A 26,682-nucleotide genomic window follows, 5' to 3' on the forward strand; every position below is an offset into this window, starting at 1 on the left:
CATTTATGGCATTAATAATATTTAGGTATGAGTAATAATAACAAAAAATGGTTTTCATTAAATCTTGGTAAAAAGGAGCACGTGTCTTCCAGCTCTTGTAGTTGTGGAAAAACTTCTGGAGGTTGTGGCGGAACGTCAAAAGCTCATGATATGACCGACGATGAGTTTGCAGAAGCAGCTATAAAAGCATCTATAGGAGAAGAAAGAACCAAAGATGGATTTGAGCAGGTTTTTGATGTTAAGATGGATAGACGAACGGCTTTTAAAAAATTAACAGCCAGTTTGTTAATTGGAGCAGGTGCCGTGAGTACCTCTTGCAATGTGATTAGTGGCGATGAAAGCAAAGAAAAAGCACAAATAGATTGGGAAGAACAATTTAAAGGCAACTATAAATTGATGACCGATGAAGAAAGACAAGCTACCGTAGACAGGTTGGTACGCTCGTACCAGTTAAGAACAGGAAAGACGATTAATATGTCTTCTAAAAATGCAGAAGAAGATGTCTTATTTGGTTATGCTTTTAATATTTCTAAATGTCAGGGTTATATGGATTGTGTCAATGCTTGTGTAGAAGAAAACAATCAGGACCGAAACTCAGAGATGCAGTACATTAGGATACATGAAATGAAGGATGGAAAGGGTTTCAATTTTAATGAGGCAGACGACAACTATTATCATGAAGTACCAGCCGAAGGGCATTTTTATATGGGAACACAATGTTTTCACTGCGATAACCCGCCATGTGTAGAGGTATGTCCTGTACAAGCCACTTGGAGAGAAGATGATGGATTGGTTGTAGTAGATTACGATTGGTGTGTAGGTTGTAGATATTGTATGGCGGCATGCCCTTATGATGGTAGACGCTTTAACTGGAGCAAACCAGAAGTACCCGAAGAAGCCATTAATAAGAATCAGCATTACTTAGGAAATCGTATGCGTAAAAAAGGTGTTATGGAAAAATGCACCTTCTGTGTACAACGATCCAGAGCCGGAAAAAACCCAGCTTGTGTAGAAGCATGCCCTACGGGAGCACGTATTTTTGGAAATCTATTAGACCCCAATAGCACCATTAGATGGGTTTTAGAAAACAAGAAAGTATTTAGGTTAAAAGAAGATTTAGGAACAGAACCTAAGTTCTGGTATTTTATGGACTAATAATGATGCGTAATTATATTTAAATGAGACGATTAAGAGTTTTTAAAAGTTTAGTTAAAGATAGCTTAGATACTATTACACATGGTTCTAAAAAATATCATTTATGGATGGCATTTTTAACTTTCGGTATGTTGGTTGGCATGTATTGCTATTCCATACAACTAGAACATGGACTTAGTGTTACAGGTATGACAGATAGAGTGAGCTGGGGATTGTATATTTCTAATTTTACTTTTTTAGTTGGTGTTGCAGCAGCAGCAGTCATGTTAGTCATGCCAACCTATGTTTTAAAAGATATAGATTTTAAACAAGCCGTACTAATTGGAGAAGGACTCGCCGTGTCTGCTTTAATTATGTGCTTAGCTTTTGTAGTTGCAGATATGGGAGGACCTTCGGTTTTATGGCATATGATTCCGGGTATAGGCGTGTTTAATTTCCCAAATTCTATGTTAACCTGGGACGTATTGGTACTTAATGGCTATCTGTTTTTAAACATAACTATACCTTTTTATATATTATTTAGGCATTACCAAGGTAAAGAGGCTAAATCTAGAGTGTATATCCCAGGAGCGCTTTTATCCGTTTTTTGGGCAGTAGCCATTCACTTAGTAACAGCATTCCTTTATCAAGGACTACAAGCACGTCCGTTTTGGAACAATGCTTTGTTAGGACCTCGGTTTTTGGCTTCGGCATTTGCGGCAGGACCAGCATTAATTATTTTGGTTTTAGCCATTATTAGAAACTTTACAGAATTTAAAATTCAAGATAAGACCATTAAAAAGATAGCAATGGTTGTTACAGTGGCAGCTCAGATAAATTTAATCATGTTGATTTCTGAATTATTCAAAGAATTTTATGCACCTACACACCATAGTGAAAGTGCCTATTATCTTTTCTTTGGATTGCATGGTAAAGATGCTTTATTGCCATGGATATGGACGGCTATTCCTTTAAATGTTCTGGCTACGGTCTTACTGACTTTTCATAAGCTTAGAAACAATTTTAAAGTGCTGTTTTTCTGTTGCTTTATTTTATTTATTGCAATATGGATAGAAAAAGGCTTCGGACTTATTGTTCCAGGCTTTATTCCAGGGCCTTATGGGAAAATAGCAGAATATACACCAACAGGTATTGAAATAGGCGTAACATTAGGTATATGGGCACTAGGCGCATTTGTATTTACTATACTAGCTAAAACAGCTATAGGTATAGAATTGGGGAAATTAAAATATAAAAAGAATTCATAACTTTAATACTTTAAGTTTATAAAAAATTAAGTTTAAAATATTATTAAATATGACATATATCAGTTTATTAATTCTTAAAAAATAAGAGATTTACACTAGTTTTAAAAGTGCTTATAGTACTTATAATATTACTTAATGTATTCTTTTAATTGTCAATAAAGTATCTCACGTTAGATACTCTAATTAAGATAGAAATTTAACAAAGTGAACCTTAAAAAAAATATATTACCAGATAAAAAATCGAGATGGCGAACCGTTGCGGTTTTTTTTATAGCTGTAATTACCGGCTTAGGTTTTTTTATGTCTAAAGAAGCAGAATTGGTTTCTTATATGTCTGATAGCCCACAAGCCTGTGTAAATTGCCATGTTATGACACCTGTATATAATAGTTGGATGCATAGTTCTCATAGAGAATGGGCAAACTGTAATGATTGTCATGTGCCACATAATAATGTTTTTAATAAATATTATTTTAAGGCTAAAGATGGTTTGTTTCATGCTTCGGTGTTTACACTAAGATTAGAACCAGAAGTTATGTTTATGAGAGAGGAATCTCAAGAGGTGGTCCAAAACAATTGTATTCGTTGCCATGTGCAGCAAGTAACACAAACCAAATATGATGGCTGGATAGACGATCATAGAAAAAACAGAACAGAAAGGCAATGTTGGAGTTGCCACCAAGAAGTACCACATGGTACAGTTCATGGCATATCAACTATAAAAAATAATATAGCACCTCTTCCTACAGATTCAGAAGAGGCAGTAATTCCAGATTGGTTAGAAGAACAAATAGTAGACAAATAATTAAACAAAATGAAAAACAAAGTCTTATTTATTGTTACCGCAGTAGTCGTATTTCTACTGGGATTGTTAGCATCTAGTATCGTTAACAGAAAAAACGAAGCAAAATATAAATACGTTCCACAAGTTGAAATAAGTGAGAATGAACCACGTAACGAAGAGTGGGGGAAAAATTACCCCGCAGAGTATCAATCGTTTTTACAAACGGCAGAGACTGATTTTGCGTCTGTTCAAGGTGGGTCTGCTATGAGAGATGTGTTACACGAAGATTCTCGTTTAGTGGTACTTTGGGCTGGATATGGATTTTCAAAAGATTATAATCAAGGTAGAGGGCATCAATATGCTGTTGAGGATTTAAGAAATTCCCTAAGAACAGGCGGCCCTAAAGGAAAAGGCGACGGACCGATGCCTGCAACATGTTGGACCTGTAAAAGCCCAGATGTTCCTCGTTTAATGAATGAAAAAGGCATTGCCGAATTCTATTCAGGAAAATGGGCAGATAAAGGTGCTGAGGTTGTAAACCCTATAGGTTGTGCAGATTGTCACGATTCAAAGACTATGAAATTAACCATTTCAAGACCTGCCTTAGTAGAGGCTTTTGAAGAGATGGGGAAAGACATCAATCAAGCAACACATCAGGAAATGCGTTCATTGGTTTGCGCACAATGTCATGTAGAATACTATTTTGATAAGAAAATACCCGGTAAAGAAGGTGTTCCTTATTTAAAATTCCCTTGGAAGAATGGTATGTCTGTTGAAGCCATGGAGAAGTATTACGACGATATAAATTTTTCAGATTGGACACATAAATTAAGCCGAGCGCCTATGCTTAAAGCACAGCATCCCGGTTACGAAACCTATTTAACCGGAGTACATGCAGATAGAGGGGTGTCTTGTGCAGACTGTCATATGCCTTATAAGAGTGAAGGTGGACAAAAATTTACAGATCACCATATACAATCGCCATTAAATAATGTTTCTAATGCATGTCAGGTTTGTCATAGAGAAGATGCCGATAAATTAAAATTGAATGTTTACGAGCGTCAACAAAAAGCAACCGAAAACAGGTTAAAATTAGAAGACTTTATAGTTAAGGCTCATATAGAAGCTAAAAAAGCCTGGGATTTAGGAGCTACAGAAGAGCAGATGAAAGATATTTTAATGGATATTCGTCATGCACAATGGCGTTGGGATTATTCGGCAGCGGCACATGGAGCGTCTTTTCATTCACCTGTTGAAACTGCCAGGGTTATGGGAGGTGCATTTACCATTATTCAAGAAGGGCGTTTAAAATTAGCTAGATTATTATCAGAATTAGGATATAATAAACCTGTTGAGATGCCCGATATTTCTACAAAAGAAAAAGCGCAAACCTATATTGGTTTAGATGTTGAAAAGATGAAAGAAGAAAAAGAAGCATTTAAGCAAAACCTAGTACCAAAATGGTTAGAAGAGGCAAAAACTCGAGAAGCTGGTTACGATGCTAAAAAAGTATCAATGACAAAATAAAACTTATATTAATAAACTAAAAACACTAACTAAAGGGATAGCATTTGGAGGTAAAACTACAAATGTTATCTTTCTTTTTTAAGGCAATTTTATGCAAAAATTATATAAACTCTTTTCATCATCAAGTTTAGCATTATTACTGTTATTAGTTTTTGCTATTGCTATGGCAACCGCTACCTTCATAGAAAATGATTTTGGTACAGCTACTGCATGGGCAACTATTTATGATGCCAAATGGTTTGAGTTTGTCATGTTGGGATTAACCATTTCTTTTATTGCCAATATCTTCAAATACAAACTTTTTCGTAAAGAAAAATGGGCCACATTATTATTTCATGTAGCATTTATTGTTATAGTTTTGGGGGCAGGGATTACAAGATATATGTCTTATGGAGGTATTATGCGAATTCGAGAAGGTGCTTCTTCAAATATTGTTATATCCGACACTAACTTTTTAACAGCAACTATTACCAATGGTGTTGATACCAAAACCATAAAAGAAAAATTATCATTTTCTCCTATAAAGAATAATGATTTTACACTCACTACCGACTTTAATGGTAAAGCCATAACTGTATCGTATCAAGATTTTATAGCAGATGCGGTTCCAGAAATAGTTCAAGATGATAAAGGTGAGCCACTTTTAGAAATGGTTGTAACTGTTGGAGAAGGCAGGAATACAGTGTATCTTAAAAAGGGTGAAATTGAAAAGATAGGTAAGCACCAGCATGAAATTGGTTTCAATACCAATAGAGAAGATATTATTAACATTATAGAAGAAAAAGGTGTGTTTAGTATTAAAGCGCCACATGATTTAGACTTCTTTATTATGTCGTCTCAACAGGCAGGTAAAATTGTTAAAGATAGCTTACAGGCTATTACTTTACGAACATTATACAGGCATGGAGATATTTCTTTTGTGCCCTTAATGTATTATGAAAAAGGTAAATTTCATTTAAAAAGCGATTCAGAAAATACTAAGGACAATGACAAAACCAGAGATGATGCTTTAGTTGTGAATGTTTCTGTTGATGGAGAAGAACAACCTGCAAATATTTTATATAGAGAAGGCTTTTTACCAACACATCATCATATAGAGCTTAATGACACAAAAGTTACGCTGTCGTATGGCGCAGCGGCAATTCAAACCCCATTTTCAATTCAATTAGACGATTTTCAATTAGAACGATATCCGGGATCTTCAAGTCCGTCTGCCTATGCCAGTGAAGTAACCATTTTGGATAACGATATAAAAACACCATTCCGAATTTTTATGAATAATGTTCTGGATTATAAAGGCTATCGCTTTTTTCAAGCCAGTTACGATACCGATGAAAAAGGCACTGTACTTTCTGTAAATCATGATAGATTAGGAACCTTTGTAACGTATTTAGGGTATTTATTAATGATGGTCGGTATGTTTTTTACCCTTTTTGGGAAAACATCGCGTTTTAGATTTATCAATAAAAAGTTAAAGCAGCTTAAGAAAAAAACGGTTATAGCATCATGTGTGTGTCTTTTTGGTTTAGCTAATACTTTTGCACAAACTCCTTCAATCGATTCGTTAACGATATCGGTTGAAAAGGCTATCGAGAATCAAGAAATAGATAAGCAACACGCCGCATTTTTTGGTAGGCTGTTGGTTCAGGATTTAGATGGACGTATAAAACCAATAAATACACTGGCATCGGAATTCCTTAGAAAGATTTCCAGAAAATCTAGATTTACTTATCCATTAGATGATAAAAAAATAGTACTGGATGCGAACCAAACCTTCTTAGCTATGCATATGTTGCCACATATTTGGCAGCGTGTACCCATTATTAAGGCTGACTTTGCAAAAACAGGAGCGTTATTTGATAACATCCCCAAAGGAAAAAATAACCTAATAGCATTCACCAATTTATTACATGAGAATGGTGATTACCTCTTAACAAATCAGGTTGAAGAAGCCAATAAAAAGAAACCAGCAGAACGTAATGAGTTTGATAAAGAGGTCTTAAAAATAGATGAACGCTTTAATATTCTTTACAATGTGTTTATAGGGAATTATATGAAAATTTTCCCCAATAAAAATGACACTAATAACACTTGGTTTAGTTACACACACAGTTTTGATGATTTCCCGGAAGAAGATGGTCAGTTTGCAAAAAGTATTATCCCTTCGTATTTTAAAGACATTGCTGTAAAAAACTACGAAAGTGCTCATGAAAAGCTTAGTTATATAAAAAAATATCAAGAAATTTTGGGTGCTGAGGTGATTCCAACCCCAGAGCGTATAGAAGCCGAATTGTGGTATAACAAAGCCAATATTAACTTTTGGTTGTTTCAGGTGTTTTTTACACTTGGTTTTGTTTTGTTGATTTTAGCTATTGTTAGAATGTTTTCAAATAAAAAATGGGTAGCGTTTTTAAACAATGCGTTTATCATTCTAACATTGGTCTCTTTTCTTTGCTTTACCGGAAATATTTTATTGCGTTGGTATGTAGCACAACATGCTCCATGGAGTAATGGTTACGAAATGCTAATTTTTGTAGCTTGGGTATTGGTATTGTGCGGATTGATAACGTTTAGGAAATCTGATTTTTCACTTCCACTATCTACACTGTTTTCTGGTGCTTTGTTGTTTGTTAGTTATTTAGATTGGTTGAGTCCGGAGATTACCAATTTAATGCCAGTATTAAAATCGTATTGGTTAAAAATCCATGTAGCTACTATTGTAAGTAGTTATGCGCCTTTGGCATTGTCGGCTATTTTAGGATTGATGGCTTTGTTATTATTGATCTTTAAAACACAAAAAACAAAAGACACTATAGAGATTAAAATTAAAGAGCTTACTTATATTAACGAAATAGCAATGACTATTGGTTTGTTTGTACTTGCCGTAGGCACTTTTTTAGGAGGTGTATGGGCGAATGAATCCTGGGGGCGTTATTGGGCATGGGATCCTAAAGAAACCTGGGCATTAATAAGTATTATCGTTTATGCCATCGTACTACATTTGCGTTTTATTCCAAAATTGAATAATATGTACGTCCTTAATGTAGCCAGTATGTTTGCGTTTTGGTCTATTATAATGACATCTTTTGGTGTTAATTATTACCTCTCGGGTTTACATAGTTATGCAGCTGGCGACCCTTTGCCTATTCCTGTTTTTGTATATGTTTTAGCTGTATTTATGATCATTGTAACTATTGTGGCTGCAATTAGAAATCGTGATAACCAGGTCGTTTCTGAAAAATAATGACTATTTGAAAAGAAATAATGAGGTTTTGTAGTTAAAACCAATTTTAACAAAGTTATATCTGCGAATACTATAAAAATGACTGGTCAAAATTACTTTGTTGCGATTTTGGATGTTGATTTTTGGTTTTCTCTCAAAAATTAGTACCCTAAACATAAATATAAGTATTAATACTTATATTTGTTTGAGAGCTATTAAATTTCAGATGTCTTTAAAAGAATGGAAGCGATAACTAAAACAACACATAAAGCTAGGTCGGGAGCAAGGTTGTTTTCTGGTGTAGTTTGTAATTCTTGCGATAATATAAATTGCCTGATAAAAAAGAATTTATCAGTTTTGGAAAGCTCAAACTTCACTAATTATAAAAGTAACATTAAATGTAAAAAAGGACAGCAATTTATTATAGAGGGCGCTCCTGTAAATGGATTGTTTTTTATTTTAAAAGGAACTGTTAAAGTCTTTAGAACAGGAATTAATGGAAAAGAGCAAATAGTGCGATTTGCCAAAGAAGGTGAAATTATAGGACATCGTGGTTTTGGTACCGAGGAGTATTATTCTATTGGTGCGATTGCTTTAGAAAATACAACTTTATGCTATTTTTCAAAAGATATTTTACAAGACACGTTGCGTAATAACCCTGAGTTTACATACGACATGATGCTTTTCTATGCGAATGAGCTTAATAAAAGTGAATCTAAAGTAAAGTCACTATCTCAAATGACTGTTAGAGAGCGTATCGTCGATACCTTATTATATATACACAGAAAGTTTGGAGATGTTAACGGTTTTTTAAACCTACCACTAAGTAGAAGAGAATATGCAGATTATGCAGGAACTTCAGAAGAACAAGTTATTAGGGCTTTTTCTGCTCTAAAGAAAGAAGGTTTAATTTCGGCCAGTGGAAAGAAAATAGGCATTAATGATGTCAATCTTTTAAAAAAAGAAATTAACGAACATAACTTCTTTCTAGATACCTAGTTAGTAATATCCCATCTTCAAAAAATGATATAATTTAAAACCTGTGGTTAACACAGGTTTTCTTATGTTATCTTATAGGTTTTAAGTTGTTGTAAAAAGTTGTTTTCTTCTGCCAATAGCCATATTTATTCCAATTAAGTCGTATTAGATTTGTTTCGTAAATAAGTATTAATACTTATGCGCAAGTATAAGTATAGTACATAATAATATATAGATTTATGGAACAAAAAACAATTACTCTCGTACAAGACTCTTTTGAAAAAGTGAAACCAATTGCCTCTACCGCAGCAGAAATATTTTATTCTAAATTATTTGAATTGGACCCGGCCTTAAAACCATTATTCCCGAATAGTGAAGAAGCTATGAAAACACAAGGAAATAAGCTAATGTCTATGTTAGCTTCAGCCGTAGCTGGATTAAACAATTTAGATGCGTTAATACCAATTTTACAGGATTTAGGGAAGCGCCATGTAGAATACAAAGTAGAAGCTTTTCATTATCAAACAGTTGGAGAGGCTTTGTTAGGAACTCTGGAAGCAGGGTTGGGAGACGATTTTACAGCTGAGGTAAAAGACGCCTGGGCATCGGTGTATACTACCATGTCTAATGTTATGATAGAAGCTACTTATGAAACAACATAACTATTAAAAATGAATTATGAAAAACATTACTAAATTTTTAAATATCGCGTATATCATAGCCATAGGGAGTATTAGTTTAATTTCCTGTGGAGGCGTACCTGAAGAAAATAAAGCTTCTGCAAGTACTGAGAATGTATTTTCGGTAGCAGAAGTATTGGAAATGGTTTCTAAAGAAAATGATGTAACACGTACATTATATACCAAAGCCATTGTTGGTAAAGGAAAAACTCAAGGTATGAAGTTTGATGAAGATTGGCGAAAAGATGATGTTGAAGCTGGACCACTACCAGCGTTGTTTTTAAGAGGCGTGGCGACAAGTATAAAGAAAAGCCCTGTGCCATTAGGTTTATATTTGGGGTCTGATTTCCCTGTTAATGCAGCAAATAAATTTGTTGGTAAACAAGCCGTTCTTTTTGAAAAGATTAAAGAAGACCAAGAACCACAATTTTTTTATGATGAAGAACAAGAACTACATACCGCTATGTTTGCAGATGTAGCAGGTGCAGATGCTTGTGTAACATGTCATAATAATCATAAACAATCACCAAAAACAGATTGGAAACTAGGAGATGTTATGGGAGCTACAACATGGCAATATCCTAAGGATTCTTTAAGCTATAAAGAAACGGTAGCTGTGTTAAATTCTTATGCTAAAGGCACAGTAGATATTTATATGGAATACTTGGACGAAATTAAAGCTTTTGAGAAAAGTGAAAAACCAGTAATAGGAGATAAATGGCCTGTAGAAGGAAACTATTTACCAACAGCAGAAGTCTTTCTTGACAGCGTTAAAAAGTTATCATCTTACGAAACAATGAAACATTTGGTGACTATGAATTAGATGAATTTTGTGTTTATTAGCTACAATCATGTCTATAGCTGCTAGTAAGCTTAAGCTATAGACAGGTTGTATTGTAATTTAATTATTAGAATATAATATTGATATATGGTAACCAATAACAAATCTACCATTTTAGGCCTAGTCTTGCTCATACTTTTCCTGATACAATTTTTTTTAAAGTTAGAATGGAATTGGCTATTAGCACTTCAACAAGAGGAAATGTACAAACGTTGGTCTGGTCTGACAATTGCTTTATTAATAACGTTTCAGTGGCTACTTACTATTACCAGAGTTGTTAAAAAATTGAGGAGCTACTCTATAAAAATGACACTCATACATAAATGGTTAGGTGCTTTAAGTCCTTTGTTTTTTTATGCACATAGTATGGGCTTAGGGTATGGTTATTTGCTTTTACTTTCATACATATTCTTTTCAAACGCTTTATTGGGCTATATAAACTTGGACGTCATTAAAAATAACAGTGATTTGTTATTTAAGGGATGGATGATTGTTCATGTGGCATGCTCTATTATCATATCAATACTCATGTTTTTCCATATAGGAGTTGTTTTCTATTATAAATAAATACGACGTATGAAGTTACAGATAAAACATATCATTAAGGAAACAAAAGACTCAATAAGCCTGAGTTTTAAAAACGGAAATTTATTCAACAAATTATCGTATAAACCTGGACAATTTTTAACAGTACATGTACCTATAGATAATGTTGTTCATAAAAGGGCCTATTCGTTTAGTAGTAACCCTTTTACAGAAAAAGATTTAAAAATAACGATTAAACGTGTTGAAAAAGGATTGGTTTCTAACTATCTGCATGATCATATTAAAATAGGAGATAAATTAGGAATAGATAAACCGGCAGGTTCATTTTACGTAGAACCCAAACCTGAAGTAAAAAAACAATATGTTTTATTTGCCGGAGGGAGTGGCATAACACCTATTTATTCTATAATAACATCTGTTTTGGTAAAAGAAGAACAGTCTAGAGTATTGCTGGTATATGCAAATCAAAATATGGAATCTATAATTTTTCATGACGAATTAAAAGCTTTAGCAAATCAATATCCAAATAGGTTTTATGTAGATCATATCCTATCTACTTGTGCAGATGCAGATGCAAACTATCATTCAGGTTTAGCAAATAAAACGTTGTTAGATAAAATACTTTTAAAGTATGATATTAAATATGAGGATCATACTTATATGATTTGCGGACCTTTTGGATTTATGGAAAAAATAAAAGAGATATTAAAAGAAAACGGTATTTCTAGAGAACAAATAAAATTAGAGGTGTTTAAAAGCCCTAAAATAAAGCTTTTAGGTAAAGATTTAATAAGTAACGTGACACTAAAAGTTAAGGGGAATTCCCATCAAATTAAAGTTAGAGGGGATAAATCGATATTGTGGCAAGCGATGTCAGATAACATCGTATTGCCTTATTCCTGCAGATCGGGTATGTGTTCAACATGCAAGGCAAAATGTGTTTCTGGAGAAGTTAAAATGACAGAAGGTCATTTTCTTTCGGAAAATGATGTTGCAAATGGAGATATTTTAACTTGTATAAGCTACCCTATAAGTGAAGAAGTAGTTATTGAAATTTAATTAATATGTATGTTTAAAGTAGGCTCATTAAGAAAAAGACAGTTTATAGGTGGTATTGCAGGTGTTATTATAGGTTTTTCTGTTTTTTATTTTTTAACATTAGAATCGGCTGGAGAATATGTATCTATTGGGCCTATGAATACTGGACACCAAGAATTATCTTGTGTTGCTTGTCATGCAGATGCTAGAGGAAACCTAATGCAACAAATTCAATCAAATATATCTTATGCAGTTGGTAGTAGAGAAGAAGGTGTAGATTTTGGTACAGAAGATGTTACCGTAGACAATTGTTTACAATGTCATGATAGACCCAACGACAGACATCCTAATTATCGTTTTTCAGAACCAAGGTTTAAAGAAGCTGTTAAAAAAATAGATGCCAGAACTTGTATCACGTGTCATTCAGAACATCATGAAGAGCGAGTAAGTGTAACATCTATAGATTACTGTATAAACTGTCATCAAGATTTAGTTGTTGAGAATGATCCTCTGGATATATCACATAAAGATTTAATTACTAAAGAAGAGTGGTTTACTTGTATTCAATGCCACGATTTTCATGGAAATCATAAATATGAAGTCCCAACTAAATTAAAAGATACCATCCCGATGAAAGTTATTCAAGCTTATTTTGCCGGCGGAGAAGATCCGTTTGGTACAGATAAAAAGTATATTGGCTTATCCCAATCTGAATGGTTAGAGCAATTGAATAATAAATGATTAACCCTGCAAAAAAAAGTTTGTAATAGGCTGTTAAGACTTCCCTAAATAGTATCATACTAAATACCATGTATTCTTAAGGAATATTTTCCTTTCTTCACAAAAACATCAATTTATAATTTGCAAAATTGGTGTTTTTGTAATTATTTATATGTTTTTTTGTTAAAATAATATGTTTTATATAAAATATTAATAAATATCATTATATTTGGTAAACCAATCTGGAAAACCAATCTGGTTTTCCAATAGATCTTCAGACAAAAGTTGCTAATTAATGTTATTTAATATTAATTTAAAACTAAACTATTATGAAAAATTTTTTGAAACTTAAAACATCTGTTTTACTATTAATTATTATGGGGTGCTCTGTAGATGAAGGAAAAACTCCAGAACAAATGGAAGCAGTTAACTTAAAGCCTGAAAACCTATCAGCAAAAACTTCTGGAGGATTCTGCGGACCTAATGTTGATTTTGAAGATTTGGTTGTGGAAACTAGTTGGATTTCCGGTAGTACAGGAAACCGTAGTACTTTTGGAGCCTGTGGTGTAGATAATGAAAGCTGGATGGATAAATATAATGACGGTATTGTTATGATGAAATGTTTATCAGGTAAAGGTCATAGAACTGAATTGAAAGAGAATACAGGAGATGAATCCTCATTAAGTACATCCAAAACTATGACATTTACAGCTAAGTACACTAATATAGCAAAAAATGGTATTAGTATAGCTCAGATTCATAACAGAGGCAGTGGGATTAAAAGACCTTGGATAAGACTTTATATAGACGATGATAGGTATATTAGAATTAAAGAAACTGAAACAAACCCTACTGGTAGCAGTTCTAGTTATTCTACTTATACTGGGCCAAAATATACTTCTGGGAATGTTATAACAGTTACAGTTAAAACAGGTTTAAGTGGTCAGTCTAAAGCAGAGGTGAAAGTGCAAACTAATGGAAATAGTTGGACAAAAACGCTTTCTCCCAGCAGTGCATGGAGTAGTAAGAGCAATACATATTATTTAAAAGCCGGTGTTTACACAGAAGGTAATGATAAAACCTGTACTGTTAAATATAGTTACTTCTCAATAAATCACTAAAAAGATTTTAAATAGGGTAAAATCGATTATTATTTTTTATAAGACCTGTCTTTATTTATTAAAAACGCATAATACGTATTTTATATGTTACTATTAAGTGACTATACTTACTTATTTAATTTGTTTATTATTAGATATTTATAATTAAAACCTGTTTTTTGACAGGTTTTTTTATGGATTAAAAAGAGGTTTCAACGTGGTGTTCATCATGAAATAGAACTAAGACTACTTATATATTTGCAGTATAAATAAGTATTATTACTTAGAAATTATTAAAAACTACAAATATGAAATCATTAATTACTAAAACAACATTGCTATTTTCTCTTTCATTATTGTTTTTTTCTTGTGGAGGAAAAGAAAAAAAGGAAACTGCTACAGAAGGTGTTGTAACTAAAACCTCTAAAACAAAAACATTAGATATTGAAAAACCGCAATTAACATTCGGTTTTATAAAATTAACCGATATGGCGCCATTAGCCATCGCAAAAGAAAAAGGTTTTTTCGAAGATGAAGGTTTATTTGTATCTGTAGAAGCACAATCAAATTGGAAAAATGTATTAGACCGTGTTATTGATGGTCAGTTAGATGGTTCACATATGTTAGCAGGTCAGCCTATTGCTGCAGGTGCAGGTTTTGGACGTCAGGCAGAATTGGTAACACCTTTTTCAATGGATTTAAATGGTAATGGTATTACCGTATCGAACGATGTTTGGTCTAAAATGAAACCTAATGTACCTAAAGGAGCAGATGGGAAACCTATTCACCCTATTAAAGCAGAAGCTTTAAAACCGGTTATTGAAGATTACAAAAATTCTGGTAAAGCTTTTAAAATGGGTATGGTATTCCCAGTATCTACACACAATTATGAAATTAGATATTGGTTAGCAGCAGCAGGTATTCACCCAGGGATGTACACAGCAGAAAATGTGCAAGGACAAATTGATGCAGAAGTTTTATTATCTGTAACGCCACCACCACAAATGCCAGCAACGCTTGAAGCAGGTACCATTTATGGGTACTGTGTAGGAGAGCCATGGAACCAACAAGCTGTTTTTAAAGGTATTGGAGTGCCAGTAACTACTAACTATGATATATGGAAAAACAACCCAGAAAAGGTATTTGTAATGACAAAGAAGTTTGTTGAAGAAAACCCAAATACAGCTGTTGCAGTTACTAAAGCTTTAATTAGAGCTGGAAAATGGTTAGATGAGCCGGGTAATAGAGCAGAAGCTGTAAAAATCTTATCGATGTCTCAATATGTTGGAGCAGATGAAGTTGTATTAGCAAATTCTATGACAGGAACTTTTGAATTTGAAAAAGGAGACAAACGAGACATGCCAGATTTCAACGTATTCTACAAATACAATGCAACATATCCGTTCTATTCAGATGGTATTTGGTTTTTAACTCAAATGAGACGTTGGGGACAAATTCCAGAGTCTAAACCAGCAGCTTGGTACTCTGAAACTATAAAAGATATTTACAGACCAGATATCTGGAAAAAAGCAGCTGCACTTTTAGTAGAAGAAGGTAATATTCCTGCTAAAGATATTCCAACAACAGATGGATATAAACCTGTAACCACCGATTTTATTGATGGTACTAAATATGATGCTAAAGATCCTATAGGCTATATCAATAGTTTCTCAATAGGAAATAAAGATAAAGTTGCACAGTAAATATGTAACTAGATATCATCCATTTATTTCAGTTGTTTGTCATTTCGACAGAGTGGGGACAAACGACGAGAAATCTCATAAAGTAAAGAGATTACTCAGTGTTCGGAATGACAAATAACAAAATTATAATAAGCACATTATTAAAACAAAATAAAAATGAAACAGAGTTTAACCTTAAATAAAGTCACCAAGTTTGTTGGTTTAGGTTTTTTAGGAACACTAAAAGATTTATTTACTGGAAAACTAGAAAAAGAAGATTTTAAAACGGTCTTACGTAAAACAATAGTACCTATTGCTTCTATATTCTTGTTTATAGGATTGTGGCATATGGGGGCAAAGACACTTTATAATATTGAAGCTGATTATAAAATTAATAAAGCTTTAAAGGAACAAGGACAAGCAGCAGCAGATGCAACTGCTGCCTGTATAGCTTCTGGTGACATTAGTTGTCAACCAAACTCCTTACCATCTCCGGCACAAGTTTGGGAATCTTATAAGTCACTACTTAGAGACCATAGTATTATTAGCGCCGACAAAGCAGCATTTAAAGAAAAGACTGCTGCTTTAAATGAAAAGCGAATCGCAGAAGGAAAAATTCCTATTGTTTATACAGGAAGGCCTTCGTTTGTAGATCAAATTTTTAGAAGCCTAAAAACGGTATTTGCTGGATTTTTATTAGCTCTTTTAATTGCTGTACCTCTTGGGATATTTATTGGACTAAGCCCCACTTTAAAAAGTTCATTTAATTGGTTTATTCAAATTTTTAAACCAGTATCACCAGTAGTTTGGTACCTGTTAGTATTTATGATTGTAAAAACACTTCTTATTGATTCCAGTGAGGACAGTTCATTTACAATTTCGTTTATCAGTGTTGGTTTATGCTCTATGTGGGCAACTTTAGTGAATACTGCTATGGGAGTATCATCGGTAGATAAAGATTATATTAATGTTGCTAAAGTATTAAAACTCGGATCTGCTCAAAAAATATTTAAGGTGGTATTACCGTCATCCTTACCATTAATATTTACAGGTTTAAAAATAACCTTATCTGTTGCATGGATGGTGTTAATTGCTATCGAATTATTAGCACAAAGCCCTGGTTTAGGATTATTTGTTTGGGAAGAATTTCAAAATGGAGCCAACGATTCTAACTCAAAAATTATTGTAGCCATGTTTGTTATTGGAATCATAGGATTCTTATTAGACAGATTGATGTTAACAATACAAAATGCGGTGTCTTTTGATAAAACAGATGCGATTTAAAATATGAAAAGTTGTTTAGATGTCTAGTCGTATAATCCAGCAATCGAGTAGCGGCTTAACAAATCAATAACTTAACAAATCAACATTAAAAATATGGCATATTTAGAATTAAATAATATACACAAGACTTACGGACAAGGCGATCATGCCACCGAAGTACTTTCCAATATCAATTTATCAATTGAAGAAGGTGAGTTTGTAGCCATTGTAGGTTTTACAGGCAGCGGCAAAACGACTTTAGTAAATTTGATTAATGGTTTATTAGAGCCAACAAAAGGGGAGGTTTTATTTAAGGGAACTCCTGTAGTAGGTACAAGTCATGAGCGCGGTGTCATCTTTCAAAACTATTCGCTATTACCATGGTTAACAGTGGGACAAAATGTATTTATGGCTATTAAGGAAGCTTTTCCGAAGAAAAGTAAAAAGGAATTAAACGAAATTGTTGCAGAATATGTAGAAATGGTAAGTTTAACACCTGCAATTAATAAACGTCCTAAAGAATTATCTGGTGGAATGCGTCAACGGGTTGCTGTTGCTAGAGCTTTAGCTATGAAACCAGAAATGATTATTATGGATGAACCCTTAGGAGCATTAGATGCTTTAACTCGTGGAAATCTTCAAGATGAAATCTTAAATATATGGGGTAAAGATAGAAGAACCGCTTTGCTAATTACTAATGATGTAGATGAAGGTATTTATATGGCAGATCGTATTATTCCTTTAAGGCCGGGACCAAATGCAACTCTAGGGCCAGAGTTTAAGATTGATATTGACCGCCCAAGAGATAAAACAGAGATGAATGATAATGCCAATTACAAAAAGACAAGAAATGCCATTATAGAGTATTTAATGGATATAGGGGACGAAAGAAAATCGCAAAGCAAAGAAGAGTTTGTGCTTCCGGATTTGAATCCGAAAGATTTTGTTAATCAATTTAAATAAGGTATCAGCATGAGTACAATACTTGAAAATAAAACAACAAAAAGTCATACAGATAATGGACTTTTTCCTTCTAACGATGTCATGTTAGACCTAAAAAAGTTAAAAAAAGTTTATCCTACACCAAAGGGAGATTATGTGGTTCTTGAGGATTTAAACCTTCAAATAAAAAAAGAAGAGTTTGTAACTATAATAGGGCATTCTGGTTGTGGTAAAACCACTATGCTTTCAATGATTGCTGGATTAAATCCCATTTCAGGAGGTAATATATCTGTTTTAGGAAAGTATATTAAAGGTCCCGGACCAGACCGAGGGGTTATTTTTCAAGCTCCCAGTTTAATGCCTTGGATGACATCGCTTCAAAATGTATTATTAGGCGTTAATAAAGTATTCCCACATGCTACCAAAGGCGAGCGTCATGATATTGCTAAATATTACCTTCAAAAAGTAGGATTAGAAGGTGCTTTTATTAAAAAGGCATCCGAATTATCTCAAGGTATGCAACAGCGTGTAGGTATAGCAAGAGCTTTTGCTATAAAACCTAAAGTGTTATTGTTAGATGAGCCTTTTGGAATGCTAGACTCTCTTACCAGAGGGGAGCTTCAAGATATTCTTATTGAAATTTGGAACAAAGAAAAAATTACAGCTGTAATGATTACCCATGATGTTGATGAGGCTATATTTTTGGCCGATCGTGTCGTTATGATGACAAGTGGCCCTAAGGCAAAAATAGGGGATATACTGAATATTGATTTTGAAAGACCTCGTACACGAAAAGCCGTTTTAGAGCATGATGATTATTATAAATATAGAAAACATTTAATAGATTTTTTAGAACATTAATTAAGATTAAAACGTGAGATATATCATAAAATACTACATATAGTGAAGTTATATTTGTCAGTGTAAGTATAGGCTTATGTTTTATTAAATAGAAAGATTAAAAAACAACTCAAAATTAGAAACAACTTGAATTTACAATCAAAATTAAAAATTATGAAGCAGATTTATTTATTTATAGCAATGTTGGCCATGTCGGTTCAGTTTGCAAACGCACAATTTACATTAGATGGAGAGTTACGTTCACGTGCAGAATACCGTCATGGTTTTGGAAGTCTAATTGCTGATGGAACAGATGGCGGATTTGGTATTTCAACTCGTATGCGTTTAAACACAGGCTATTCAGTAGATGCCTATAAATTTTATGTAAGCTTGCAAGACGTATTAGTATGGGGAGAAAACAGACAAATATTACCATACGATCAAAACAATTCGTTTGCCGTTTTTCAAGCCTGGGCAGAAATTAATTTAGCAGAAGGACTTTCAACTAAATTAGGACGTCAGGTATTATCATACGACGACCAACGTATATTAGGTGGGTTAGATTGGGCACAACAAGGACGTAATCATGATGCTGCTTTGTTAAAATATAGCAAGAATGGATTTGCTTTAGATTTTGCTTTAGCTTTTAATCAGGATTATTCAAACCCTACAGGTTTTGTGTCAACAGGAACAGGTTATAATACATCCGGTTTCTTCTCTTATAAAACGATGCAAATGTTGCACTTAAATAAGAAATGGGAAAACTTTGGAGGAAGCTTGTTAATTATGAATAATGGATTTCAAAATGAAGCTGCAGGTTTAACAGATGTTGCAAATTTACAAACTATAGGAACTCACTTAACTTTCTCTAAAGAGACGTTTTCTGTAGCCGCAAATGCTTATTTGCAAACAGGAGAGGCGATATATACTCCAGCATCTGGGGCTGTTTACAAAGATGTTAAAAGTGCTTATTTATTAGGCTTAGATTTGGGCTATAAAGTATCTCCTAAAGTAAATTTAGGTGCAGGAATAGAGATTATTAGCGGTAATGACGAAAGTGATGCAGCCAATACAGGTGCATTTTTCCCACTATATGGAACCAATCATAAATTTAACGGATTTATGGATTATTTCTATGTAGGTAACCATGCTAATTCTATTGGTTTATTCGATGTACATGTAAGTGCTAACTTTAAATTTACTGAAAAATCTAGTCTATTGATTAAAGCATTAAATTTTAGTGGTGAACAAGAGTTAGCAAGTGGCGAAAAATCTTTAGGAACTGAAATAGATTTAGTATTTAAACAGGCATTTAAAGGGTATGCTTTAGTTGTAGGATATTCTCAAATGTTTGCCAGTGATGGTATGTACGAGCTAAAAGGTGTAACCGAAGATGTTGCTGCCAGTGGACAAAACTGGGCATGGGCTATGTTGGTGTTAAAACCTAAATTTTTAAATGGTGCTAAAAAATAATTGACATAATTTTAGTTACTTTAAATTGGAAACAGTGTTTTGTTTTAGTGTTAATCCAATTTGAAAATCCCCGAGAGGGGATTTTTTTTGCTTAAGTTTTATGAAGTTTAAATAATGGACTTTCTAAATGCCGTATCACAATTTATAAATTCCATTTTTAATAGCATATAATACAAGCCCGATTCTATTCTTAATATTCAATTTTTGAAACAGGTTATCTCTGTAACCATCAATTGTTTTTGGACTTAAAAACATCTTTTCTGCTATTTGCTTATAAGTCAATTCAGAACATGAGTATTTTATAAATTCTATTTCTCTTTTTTTTAGTTGAATTTTAGTTGAATTATCATCATTTAAAGAATTGATCAAAATATTTGACACATCTTTCGTATGATAATAGCCATTTTTTATGGTTTCTTTTAAAGCTAATTCTAAAATATCTTTTTCAACATCTTTTAAAAGATACCCTTTAGCTCCGGCTTTAAGCATTTTTATAATAGTTATATCATTTTCTTCAACAGAAAGGGCTATAACATTAATTTTAGGGTATTCTTTTTTTATGATTTCAGTAGTCTCAATGCCGTTTAAGATAGGCATGTTAACATCCATAAGTATAATTTCAGGAATATTATCGAATGTTTTGAGCTTAGTAAGGAGCTCTTTGCCATTTTTGCAAGTATAAAGTACATTAAAATCTTCAAAAGAATTTACTAGGCTTGCTATGGCTTGAGATAATAAAACATGATCTTCAACAATGACTATCTTATGTGCTTTCATGGTTAAAGTTTGTAAGTAATAGTTAGTTTGGTTCCTTTATTTGGTTCGGATAAAATGGTAGCATTCGCATTTACCAATTTAGCTCTATTTTTTATGTTAGTTAAACCAATTCCAGAATAGTTTTTTTTGTTTAAATCAAACCCTAAACCATTATCCTTTGCAATAATAGTTAACATATCTGGTTGATAGTTTAATAAAATATCTAAATGAGTTGCTTTGGCATGCTTTATAGTATTCGAAAAAAACTCTTGTAAAATTCGAAAAAATACAATCTCAATTTTGCCGTCTATTTTTATTTGTTGCCCTTTAATAGTAAATTTAGATTCTATATAATTAAGCCTGTTAAATCGATTAATTTCATCGGTTATAGCTTGTTCTAAAGACATGTTTTTTAGAGCATCGGGATTAATTAGTTTAGATAAAATCCTTAATTCCTTAAGGCTTTTATTTAATGTCTCCTTTATATCACTAGCAGGAGAATTGTTTTGTAACTGTATTTTTGCTAACGTTAATAATTGTCCAATATTATCATGCAATTCCCAGCTAATATTTCTAAAGGTTTCTTCTCTAATTTCAATTTTGGCTTTAGATATTTCTTGTTCAAAATGTTTTTTGGCAAACTCGTTTTTTAATAGCAAGGCGTTTTTCCTTTTTTGAAAAAAAAGAAAAAGAGAAATCATTGTAATTATTAAAATAAATAAGACAACAGATGATATAATTAAAAATGATTGTATTTCTTTTTCGTCCATAAGAAGCCTATTATATAAAAACAGTAAAGAATCATATTTAAACTAATTAAAATTATAATAAATGTATCATTTGCTTCAAATGCTAAATTAAAATACTTAGATAATAGCATGAAAGGAATCATTCCTACGTAAAATAAAATAATTGCTAAAGCTATCCAAAAACTTAATTTATATTTAATTGAAAATATACTATCGGTATTTGCTAGCTCATAAAAATAAAAGCCAGTTAGTATTACAATAAAAATAGCTCCAGTTACGAATGAATAATCAAGAAACTCATCATTTTTATTTAAAATAAAATTGGTAATTATTACTATGACAAAAATAAAGGCAAAGAATAATGTTAATTTTTTGTGTAATTCTCGTAATAAAATGGAATAATACCAATTATAATAAAATATAAAACTAATACCTATGAATATATTGTATATCAAATAAATATTAAAAGAATATAAATCTGCTAAAATTCCACAAGAAAAATCTAAAATAAATACAATCCACAGAAAAGGAAGAAAATACTTTTCTGTGGAAAATTTATATTTTTTATAATTTACTAAAGCAATAACAGCAGTTATTAATTGAAGTACATTAATTAAATATGGAATATATTTCATAGGCTATTTATGCATTATAACTCTTTAGGTGGTTTTCCAGCATGAGCAAAGTTATATGCCGGAATTTTGTTAATATTATTATTTCCACTAAATGTTATGTTTACTGGTAAAAAACTCCCTTTAGAGGTTATTTTATCTCCAGTAGGAACTAAAATAACAGTCGAATACCCTGGATCTGGATGTGATTTATCTCTAGGATAAGCACCTTTATAAATACGAATTCCTAAATTTTTATAGCCCAATGAATCCGCTTCTTGTTCTACATAAGCAATGTATTTTTTTAATTCATCCAAGTCAAACCAGAATTCACGAGTATCTCTTATATTAAGATATTTATTTATGGTGTCACCTCGAGTTTTTTTAAACTCTTCTTCTAAAGCATTAGCATACTCATAATCAATAGCTTGCTTTGGGCGATCGATTTTTTTAGTTTTTGGTTTGTCTAGGCATGATTGAAACAATAGAGCTATAATAATCAAAAGTATAGCCGATTTTAAATGCAGTTTAGTTTTCATTATGTGGTTTATTAAAGGTTATTCTCAAAAATACATAATTAATATTTGAGTTTTATATCTCAATGAGACGTTCTATAAAATACAATTTGATTTAAATTATTGATAATCAATTTATTGATAATGTTTTTTTGATAAAGCAACAGTGTTTTCCTTTGTTAAAAAAGGGGGAAAATCCCCTATTTAAAAAATAAAACACTTATGGCATTTCGGAATAATACCCTTGTAGATTTTTAGGCTTTTTACTCTTGATTCAGCATGATTTTAAAAATACTTTTGAATCATTAATATTTAATGATAAAATCTAAAGGAAATATCTTAAAAATATATTAAATGGAAGCCCTCGTAAACATATTAACTATTAAAAATACTATTGACGGTATTTGGATTAATAATAATAAAAACACAAAAAACACTGTTAAAATAATTATTTCCAATAATGGAAAAAATGTTCAGGTATATGGTAAATATAATCAGAAAGATTATAGCTGGGGAACTAAAATACTAACCCCAGAAATAAACAGTACTAATATGTACTGGACTGTTTTTCACAATATAAAAGCAAAATACACATTCATATTTACCATTGATAATGATAAAATGGAAGTAAGATATGAACAGGATTATAAATCTCCATCAAAAGAAACAAAATGGTTTACTGAAAACTTAACAAAACTTAACCTATACGAATACGAGTCTGTGGTTGCATCAAAGCCTATTGAAATTGTAACACCCTCTACAATTGAGTTAGAGGGCACTCCACTACAAGAACCTGATAGTGCTCCCATTTTGTGTTTAGATGATCTAACTGTCGATCACGACTTAGAATCTCTTTATAATACTACAAACATAAAAGAGCGCATAAAGCCTAAAACAGGAATTTTTAATTATTTGCCTAGTTATGGTATATATAAGTGGATGCTAGGCGTATCAACATTAATTGGTGCCTATTTAAAAAAAGTGCGTCATACGGTTTCTATTCGTAAATTAATGTCATTACAGACATGACTACCTAAACACAGCAATGTGGTACCTCCCCCGGTATTAAAGGTGGAGTTTAGAAGGAAACTAAAATACTTGGTATATTTAAGAGTTGTAGGCTTATTGCGCTAAGTATTGATTAAGACCTTGAAATTATTTCGGGGTCTTTTCTTTTTATATATGATAAGGATTACTTTAACATTGTCTTTCTTGTGTGACACCTAGTATAGTTAAAGTGAAAATGGAATCTTTTTCTTCACGATTAAACTTTAAAACCATCCCCTTTTTGTACATGAACAAATCAGTAAGTTAAGTAGATTACATGTGTTTTATTTTCTTACATTTGAAAAAAATAATCAATATGCTTAAAAAGGTTTTTGGAAGCGCTGTCTTTGGCGTGGAAGCCACTACAATAACGGTCGAGGTTAATGTAGATTCAGGTATAGGCTATCATTTAGTTGGGTTGCCGGATAATGCCATAAAAGAAAGTAATTATCGTATTGCAGCAGCACTTCAAAATAACGGTTATAAAATCCCAGGAAAGAAAATAACAATTAACATGGCACCTGCCGATTTGCGGAAGGAGGGGAGTGCCTACGACCTTACTTTGGCTATCGGAATCTTGGCGGCCTCTAAGCAAATTAAAACTGAGGATTTAGAACGTTATCTAATTATGGGAGAACTTTCGCTTGATGGAAGTTTACAGCCTATAAAAGGCGCATTACCTATTGCAGTTAAAGCTAGAGAAGAAGGGTTTGAAGGTTTTATTTTACCTGAACAAAATGCTAAAGAAGCTGCTATAGTAGATGGTTTAGAAGTTTATGGTATAAATAATATATGGCAGGTAATTAATTATTTTGACAAGGGTGAACCGCTTGAACAAACTATAATCAATACTCGTGAAGAGTTTTATAAAAATTTAGAATTTCCAGAATTTGATTTTTCAGATGTTAAAGGACAGGAAGGTATTAAGCGTTGTATGGAAATTGCAGCAGCTGGAGGGCATAATATCATTTTGATAGGTCCACCGGGTGCTGGAAAAACGATGTTAGCAAAACGTTTGCCTAGTATTTTACCTCCTATGACACTTTATGAAGCTTTGGAAACGACTAAGATACATTCGGTGGTTGGTCGAATTAAAGATTCTGGGCTTATGGCGCAACGACCTTTTAGGAGTCCTCATCATACTATTTCGGACGTCGCTTTGGTCGGGGGTGGTGCATTTCCACAACCCGGAGAGATTTCTTTATCGCATAATGGCGTGTTGTTTTTAGATGAATTGCCAGAATTTAAACGTGGTGTTTTAGAAGTATTAAGGCAACCGTTGGAAGATAGAGAAGTGACTATTTCGCGTGCTAAGTTTACCGTAACATACCCATCATCGTTTATGTTGGTGGCGAGTATGAATCCGAGTCCAGGAGGTTATTTTAATGATCCCAATGCTCCAGTAACTTCCAGTCCTGCGGAAATGCAACGTTATTTGAGTAAGATTTCTGGGCCTTTATTAGATCGGATCGATATTCATATTGAAGTAACGCCTGTGCCTTTTGAAAAGCTGTCGGAAGATAGAAAAGGGGAAACTTCGGTAGATATAAGAAAACGAGTTACCAAGGCTAGAGAAATTCAAACCAATCGTTTTAAAGAATCTGATGTTGTACATTATAATGCGCAAATGAATACAAAGCAAATTCGAAAGTATTGTTTGTTGGATGAAGCTTCTAAACAGTTATTAAAGACAGCTATGGAGCGTTTGAATTTGTCTGCTCGTGCCTATGATCGTATTTTGAAAGTTTCTAGGACTATTGCGGATTTAGAGGGTGTGGAAGACGTTAATGGTTCTCATATTAGTGAGGCTATTCAATATAGAAGTTTGGATCGTGAGGGGTGGTTGGGGTGACTTATTCCTGCGGCATGTGCTGAACTTGTTTCAGTAAGGCAGGAATCTAAAAACATACAAGAGGTGTATACTTGTGACAGCACTCGTTGCAAACGATCTCAATGTCATAAAGTTAAGGGTTTATTTATTTGATTTTCAATGTTTTATCTTTGTTTTTTCGATATGATTTTCGTATATTATATTGATAATCAAACATTTATTACCTTGAAAAAAAACTGCTATTTTTATTTTTAAAAAATTAAAAGTAGAATTATTTAGTGAAAGTCTAAAAAACGAGTTTCGTGTATCTGAAAACAACTTCATAGCTACGCAAAAGTCTTTCTCTAGAAATTGAAAACTTCGTAAGTTTTTTAAAATTAAAATCCCACCAGAAATTTACAAAAAGTGCTTTCGTTCAGGCTAGAATGAAAATTGAACCAAAAGTATTCAAACATCTTTCTCAAACCTTAATAAAAGAATTTTACACCGATAATGAATTAAGTGTTAAACTATGGAAAGGGTTTAGGCTTTTAGCCGTAGACGGTTCTCGTATTACTTTACCAATTACAAAAGAGTTAAAAGAACTATATGGTGAAACCAAAAATCAAACGATAACTAGTATAGTGCAAGCAAGATGTTCGGTTCTATATGATATTGAGAACAACTATGTTTTGGATGGTCTATTAGCTCCTCTAAAACAAGGAGAGCGGGAACTAGCAATTTCACATTTATCAAACTGCAAAAAAGGAGACCTGTTAATTTACGATAGAGGTTATCCTTCTTATTATTTTATACATCAACACCAAGAGAGAAATCTTGATTATTTAATGCGTGTAAAAATCAGTTTTAGTCAGCTTATCATTGATTTTGAAAAAAGCAAAAAAAGATCTCTAATTACTAATATCTATCCAGGTAAAAACACAAAACTATCAGATAAACCATATGATAGAAATACGCCAATCAAGGTTAGGTTAATTCGAGTGGAATTACCTAAGGGGCAAGTTGAAGTTTTAATAACCTCCTTGCTTAATAGCAAAGTGTACCCTAGCTCTCTCTTTAAAGAACTTTATGCCAAAAGGTGGGGTGTTGAAACCTTTTATGATGAGTTAAAAAACAAACTGAAAATTGAACATTT

At 32.7% G+C, this 26,682-nt stretch carries 24 protein-coding genes; 20 read left to right on the top strand and 4 right to left on the bottom strand.

The window, feature by feature from the left end; genetic code table 11:
* The first annotated feature begins 27 nt into the window (after nucleotides 1–27).
* The 17 genes from Q4Q35_RS04690 to Q4Q35_RS04770 all read left to right on the top strand — a co-directional run bounded on the left by Q4Q35_RS04690 (nucleotide 28) and on the right by Q4Q35_RS04770 (nucleotide 20,038).
* A complete protein-coding gene (locus tag Q4Q35_RS04690) occupies nucleotides 28–1,155 on the top strand; it encodes a 4Fe-4S dicluster domain-containing protein (protein WP_303276783.1) in 1,128 nt (375 codons plus the stop codon).
* Between the two features lie 23 nt (nucleotides 1,156–1,178).
* Nucleotides 1,179–2,402, top strand: a complete 1,224-nt coding sequence (gene dsrP / locus Q4Q35_RS04695; protein ID WP_303276784.1) for a sulfate reduction electron transfer complex DsrMKJOP subunit DsrP — start codon at nucleotides 1,179–1,181, stop codon at nucleotides 2,400–2,402.
* A gap of 204 nt (nucleotides 2,403–2,606) precedes the next feature.
* Nucleotides 2,607–3,206 (top strand): cytochrome c nitrite reductase small subunit, encoded by a 600-nt coding sequence (nrfH, locus tag Q4Q35_RS04700; RefSeq protein WP_303276785.1) that lies wholly within the window; start codon nucleotides 2,607–2,609, stop codon nucleotides 3,204–3,206.
* Between the two features lie 9 nt (nucleotides 3,207–3,215).
* The gene (gene nrfA, locus Q4Q35_RS04705) at nucleotides 3,216–4,712 is read left to right on the top strand and encodes an ammonia-forming cytochrome c nitrite reductase (protein ID WP_303276786.1); all 1,497 of its coding nucleotides are present in this window, start codon (nucleotides 3,216–3,218) and stop codon (nucleotides 4,710–4,712) included.
* Between the two features lie 91 nt (nucleotides 4,713–4,803).
* Nucleotides 4,804–7,956: a cytochrome c biogenesis protein CcsA gene (locus Q4Q35_RS04710; protein ID WP_303276787.1), complete on the top strand. Its 3,153-nt coding sequence runs from the start codon at nucleotides 4,804–4,806 to the stop codon at nucleotides 7,954–7,956.
* Between the two features lie 219 nt (nucleotides 7,957–8,175).
* A complete protein-coding gene (locus tag Q4Q35_RS04715) occupies nucleotides 8,176–8,934 on the top strand; it encodes a Crp/Fnr family transcriptional regulator (protein ID WP_303276788.1) in 759 nt (252 codons plus the stop codon).
* Nucleotides 8,935–9,152: 218 nt separating this feature from the next.
* The gene (locus Q4Q35_RS04720; protein ID WP_303276789.1) at nucleotides 9,153–9,575 is read left to right on the top strand and encodes a globin family protein; all 423 of its coding nucleotides are present in this window, start codon (nucleotides 9,153–9,155) and stop codon (nucleotides 9,573–9,575) included.
* Nucleotides 9,576–9,591: 16 nt separating this feature from the next.
* Nucleotides 9,592–10,416, top strand: coding sequence for a c-type heme family protein (locus Q4Q35_RS04725; protein ID WP_303276790.1), 825 nt, complete (start codon nucleotides 9,592–9,594; stop codon nucleotides 10,414–10,416).
* Nucleotides 10,417–10,521: 105 nt separating this feature from the next.
* On the top strand, nucleotides 10,522–11,001 hold the full coding sequence (locus tag Q4Q35_RS04730) for a hypothetical protein (RefSeq protein WP_303276791.1): 480 nt from the start codon (nucleotides 10,522–10,524) through the stop codon (nucleotides 10,999–11,001).
* Between the two features lie 9 nt (nucleotides 11,002–11,010).
* Complete coding sequence (locus Q4Q35_RS04735; RefSeq protein WP_303276792.1) at nucleotides 11,011–12,039, top strand: ferredoxin--NADP reductase; 1,029 nt, start codon at nucleotides 11,011–11,013, stop codon at nucleotides 12,037–12,039.
* Between the two features lie 9 nt (nucleotides 12,040–12,048).
* Nucleotides 12,049–12,759, top strand: coding sequence for a cytochrome c3 family protein (locus tag Q4Q35_RS04740; protein WP_303276793.1), 711 nt, complete (start codon nucleotides 12,049–12,051; stop codon nucleotides 12,757–12,759).
* Nucleotides 12,760–13,067: 308 nt separating this feature from the next.
* Nucleotides 13,068–13,859 (top strand): polysaccharide lyase family 7 protein, encoded by a 792-nt coding sequence (locus Q4Q35_RS04745; protein WP_303276794.1) that lies wholly within the window; start codon nucleotides 13,068–13,070, stop codon nucleotides 13,857–13,859.
* A gap of 287 nt (nucleotides 13,860–14,146) precedes the next feature.
* Nucleotides 14,147–15,541: a CmpA/NrtA family ABC transporter substrate-binding protein gene (locus Q4Q35_RS04750; protein WP_303276795.1), complete on the top strand. Its 1,395-nt coding sequence runs from the start codon at nucleotides 14,147–14,149 to the stop codon at nucleotides 15,539–15,541.
* Nucleotides 15,542–15,697: 156 nt separating this feature from the next.
* Nucleotides 15,698–16,804, top strand: coding sequence for an ABC transporter permease (locus Q4Q35_RS04755; RefSeq protein ID WP_303276796.1), 1,107 nt, complete (start codon nucleotides 15,698–15,700; stop codon nucleotides 16,802–16,804).
* Nucleotides 16,805–16,897: 93 nt separating this feature from the next.
* Nucleotides 16,898–17,746: an ABC transporter ATP-binding protein gene (locus Q4Q35_RS04760; RefSeq protein ID WP_303276797.1), complete on the top strand. Its 849-nt coding sequence runs from the start codon at nucleotides 16,898–16,900 to the stop codon at nucleotides 17,744–17,746.
* A gap of 9 nt (nucleotides 17,747–17,755) precedes the next feature.
* Entirely contained in the window at nucleotides 17,756–18,586 is an 831-nt protein-coding gene (locus tag Q4Q35_RS04765; protein ID WP_303276798.1) for an ABC transporter ATP-binding protein, read from the top strand.
* 153 nt (nucleotides 18,587–18,739) lie between these two features.
* On the top strand, nucleotides 18,740–20,038 hold the full coding sequence (locus Q4Q35_RS04770) for an alginate export family protein (RefSeq protein WP_303276799.1): 1,299 nt from the start codon (nucleotides 18,740–18,742) through the stop codon (nucleotides 20,036–20,038).
* Between the two features lie 135 nt (nucleotides 20,039–20,173).
* Here the strand turns inward: Q4Q35_RS04770 and Q4Q35_RS04775 are convergent, their stop codons facing one another.
* Genes Q4Q35_RS04775 through Q4Q35_RS04790 form a run of 4 tightly spaced genes read right to left on the bottom strand, consistent with a single transcriptional unit; the run spans nucleotide 20,174 to nucleotide 22,693 of the window.
* Nucleotides 20,174–20,815, bottom strand: coding sequence for a response regulator transcription factor (locus Q4Q35_RS04775; RefSeq protein ID WP_303276800.1), 642 nt, complete (start codon nucleotides 20,813–20,815; stop codon nucleotides 20,174–20,176).
* Nucleotides 20,816–20,817: 2 nt separating this feature from the next.
* Nucleotides 20,818–21,564, bottom strand: coding sequence for a sensor histidine kinase (locus tag Q4Q35_RS04780; RefSeq protein WP_303276801.1), 747 nt, complete (start codon nucleotides 21,562–21,564; stop codon nucleotides 20,818–20,820).
* Nucleotides 21,534–22,178 (bottom strand): hypothetical protein, encoded by a 645-nt coding sequence (locus tag Q4Q35_RS04785; RefSeq protein ID WP_303276802.1) that lies wholly within the window; start codon nucleotides 22,176–22,178, stop codon nucleotides 21,534–21,536. Before Q4Q35_RS04785 ends, Q4Q35_RS04780 begins: the two co-directional genes overlap by 31 nt.
* A gap of 14 nt (nucleotides 22,179–22,192) precedes the next feature.
* On the bottom strand, nucleotides 22,193–22,693 hold the full coding sequence (locus tag Q4Q35_RS04790) for a hypothetical protein (protein WP_303276803.1): 501 nt from the start codon (nucleotides 22,691–22,693) through the stop codon (nucleotides 22,193–22,195).
* A gap of 330 nt (nucleotides 22,694–23,023) precedes the next feature.
* Between Q4Q35_RS04790 and Q4Q35_RS04795 the strand changes: the two genes are divergently transcribed.
* From Q4Q35_RS04795 to Q4Q35_RS04805, 3 genes are all read left to right on the top strand, one after another.
* Nucleotides 23,024–23,698 carry a hypothetical protein gene (locus Q4Q35_RS04795; protein WP_303276804.1) on the top strand — a complete coding sequence of 225 codons (675 nt, stop codon included), beginning with the start codon at nucleotides 23,024–23,026 and terminating at the stop codon, nucleotides 23,696–23,698.
* Nucleotides 23,699–24,032: 334 nt separating this feature from the next.
* Nucleotides 24,033–25,568 carry a YifB family Mg chelatase-like AAA ATPase gene (locus Q4Q35_RS04800; RefSeq protein WP_303276805.1) on the top strand — a complete coding sequence of 512 codons (1,536 nt, stop codon included), beginning with the start codon at nucleotides 24,033–24,035 and terminating at the stop codon, nucleotides 25,566–25,568.
* Between the two features lie 329 nt (nucleotides 25,569–25,897).
* Nucleotides 25,898–26,682, top strand: a 785-nt coding sequence (locus Q4Q35_RS04805; protein WP_303276807.1) for an IS4 family transposase, incomplete at its 3' end; no start/stop codon positions are given.

It is taken from the genome of Flavivirga aquimarina, from assembly GCF_030540835.1.
Taxonomy (GTDB): domain Bacteria; phylum Bacteroidota; class Bacteroidia; order Flavobacteriales; family Flavobacteriaceae; genus Flavivirga; species Flavivirga aquimarina.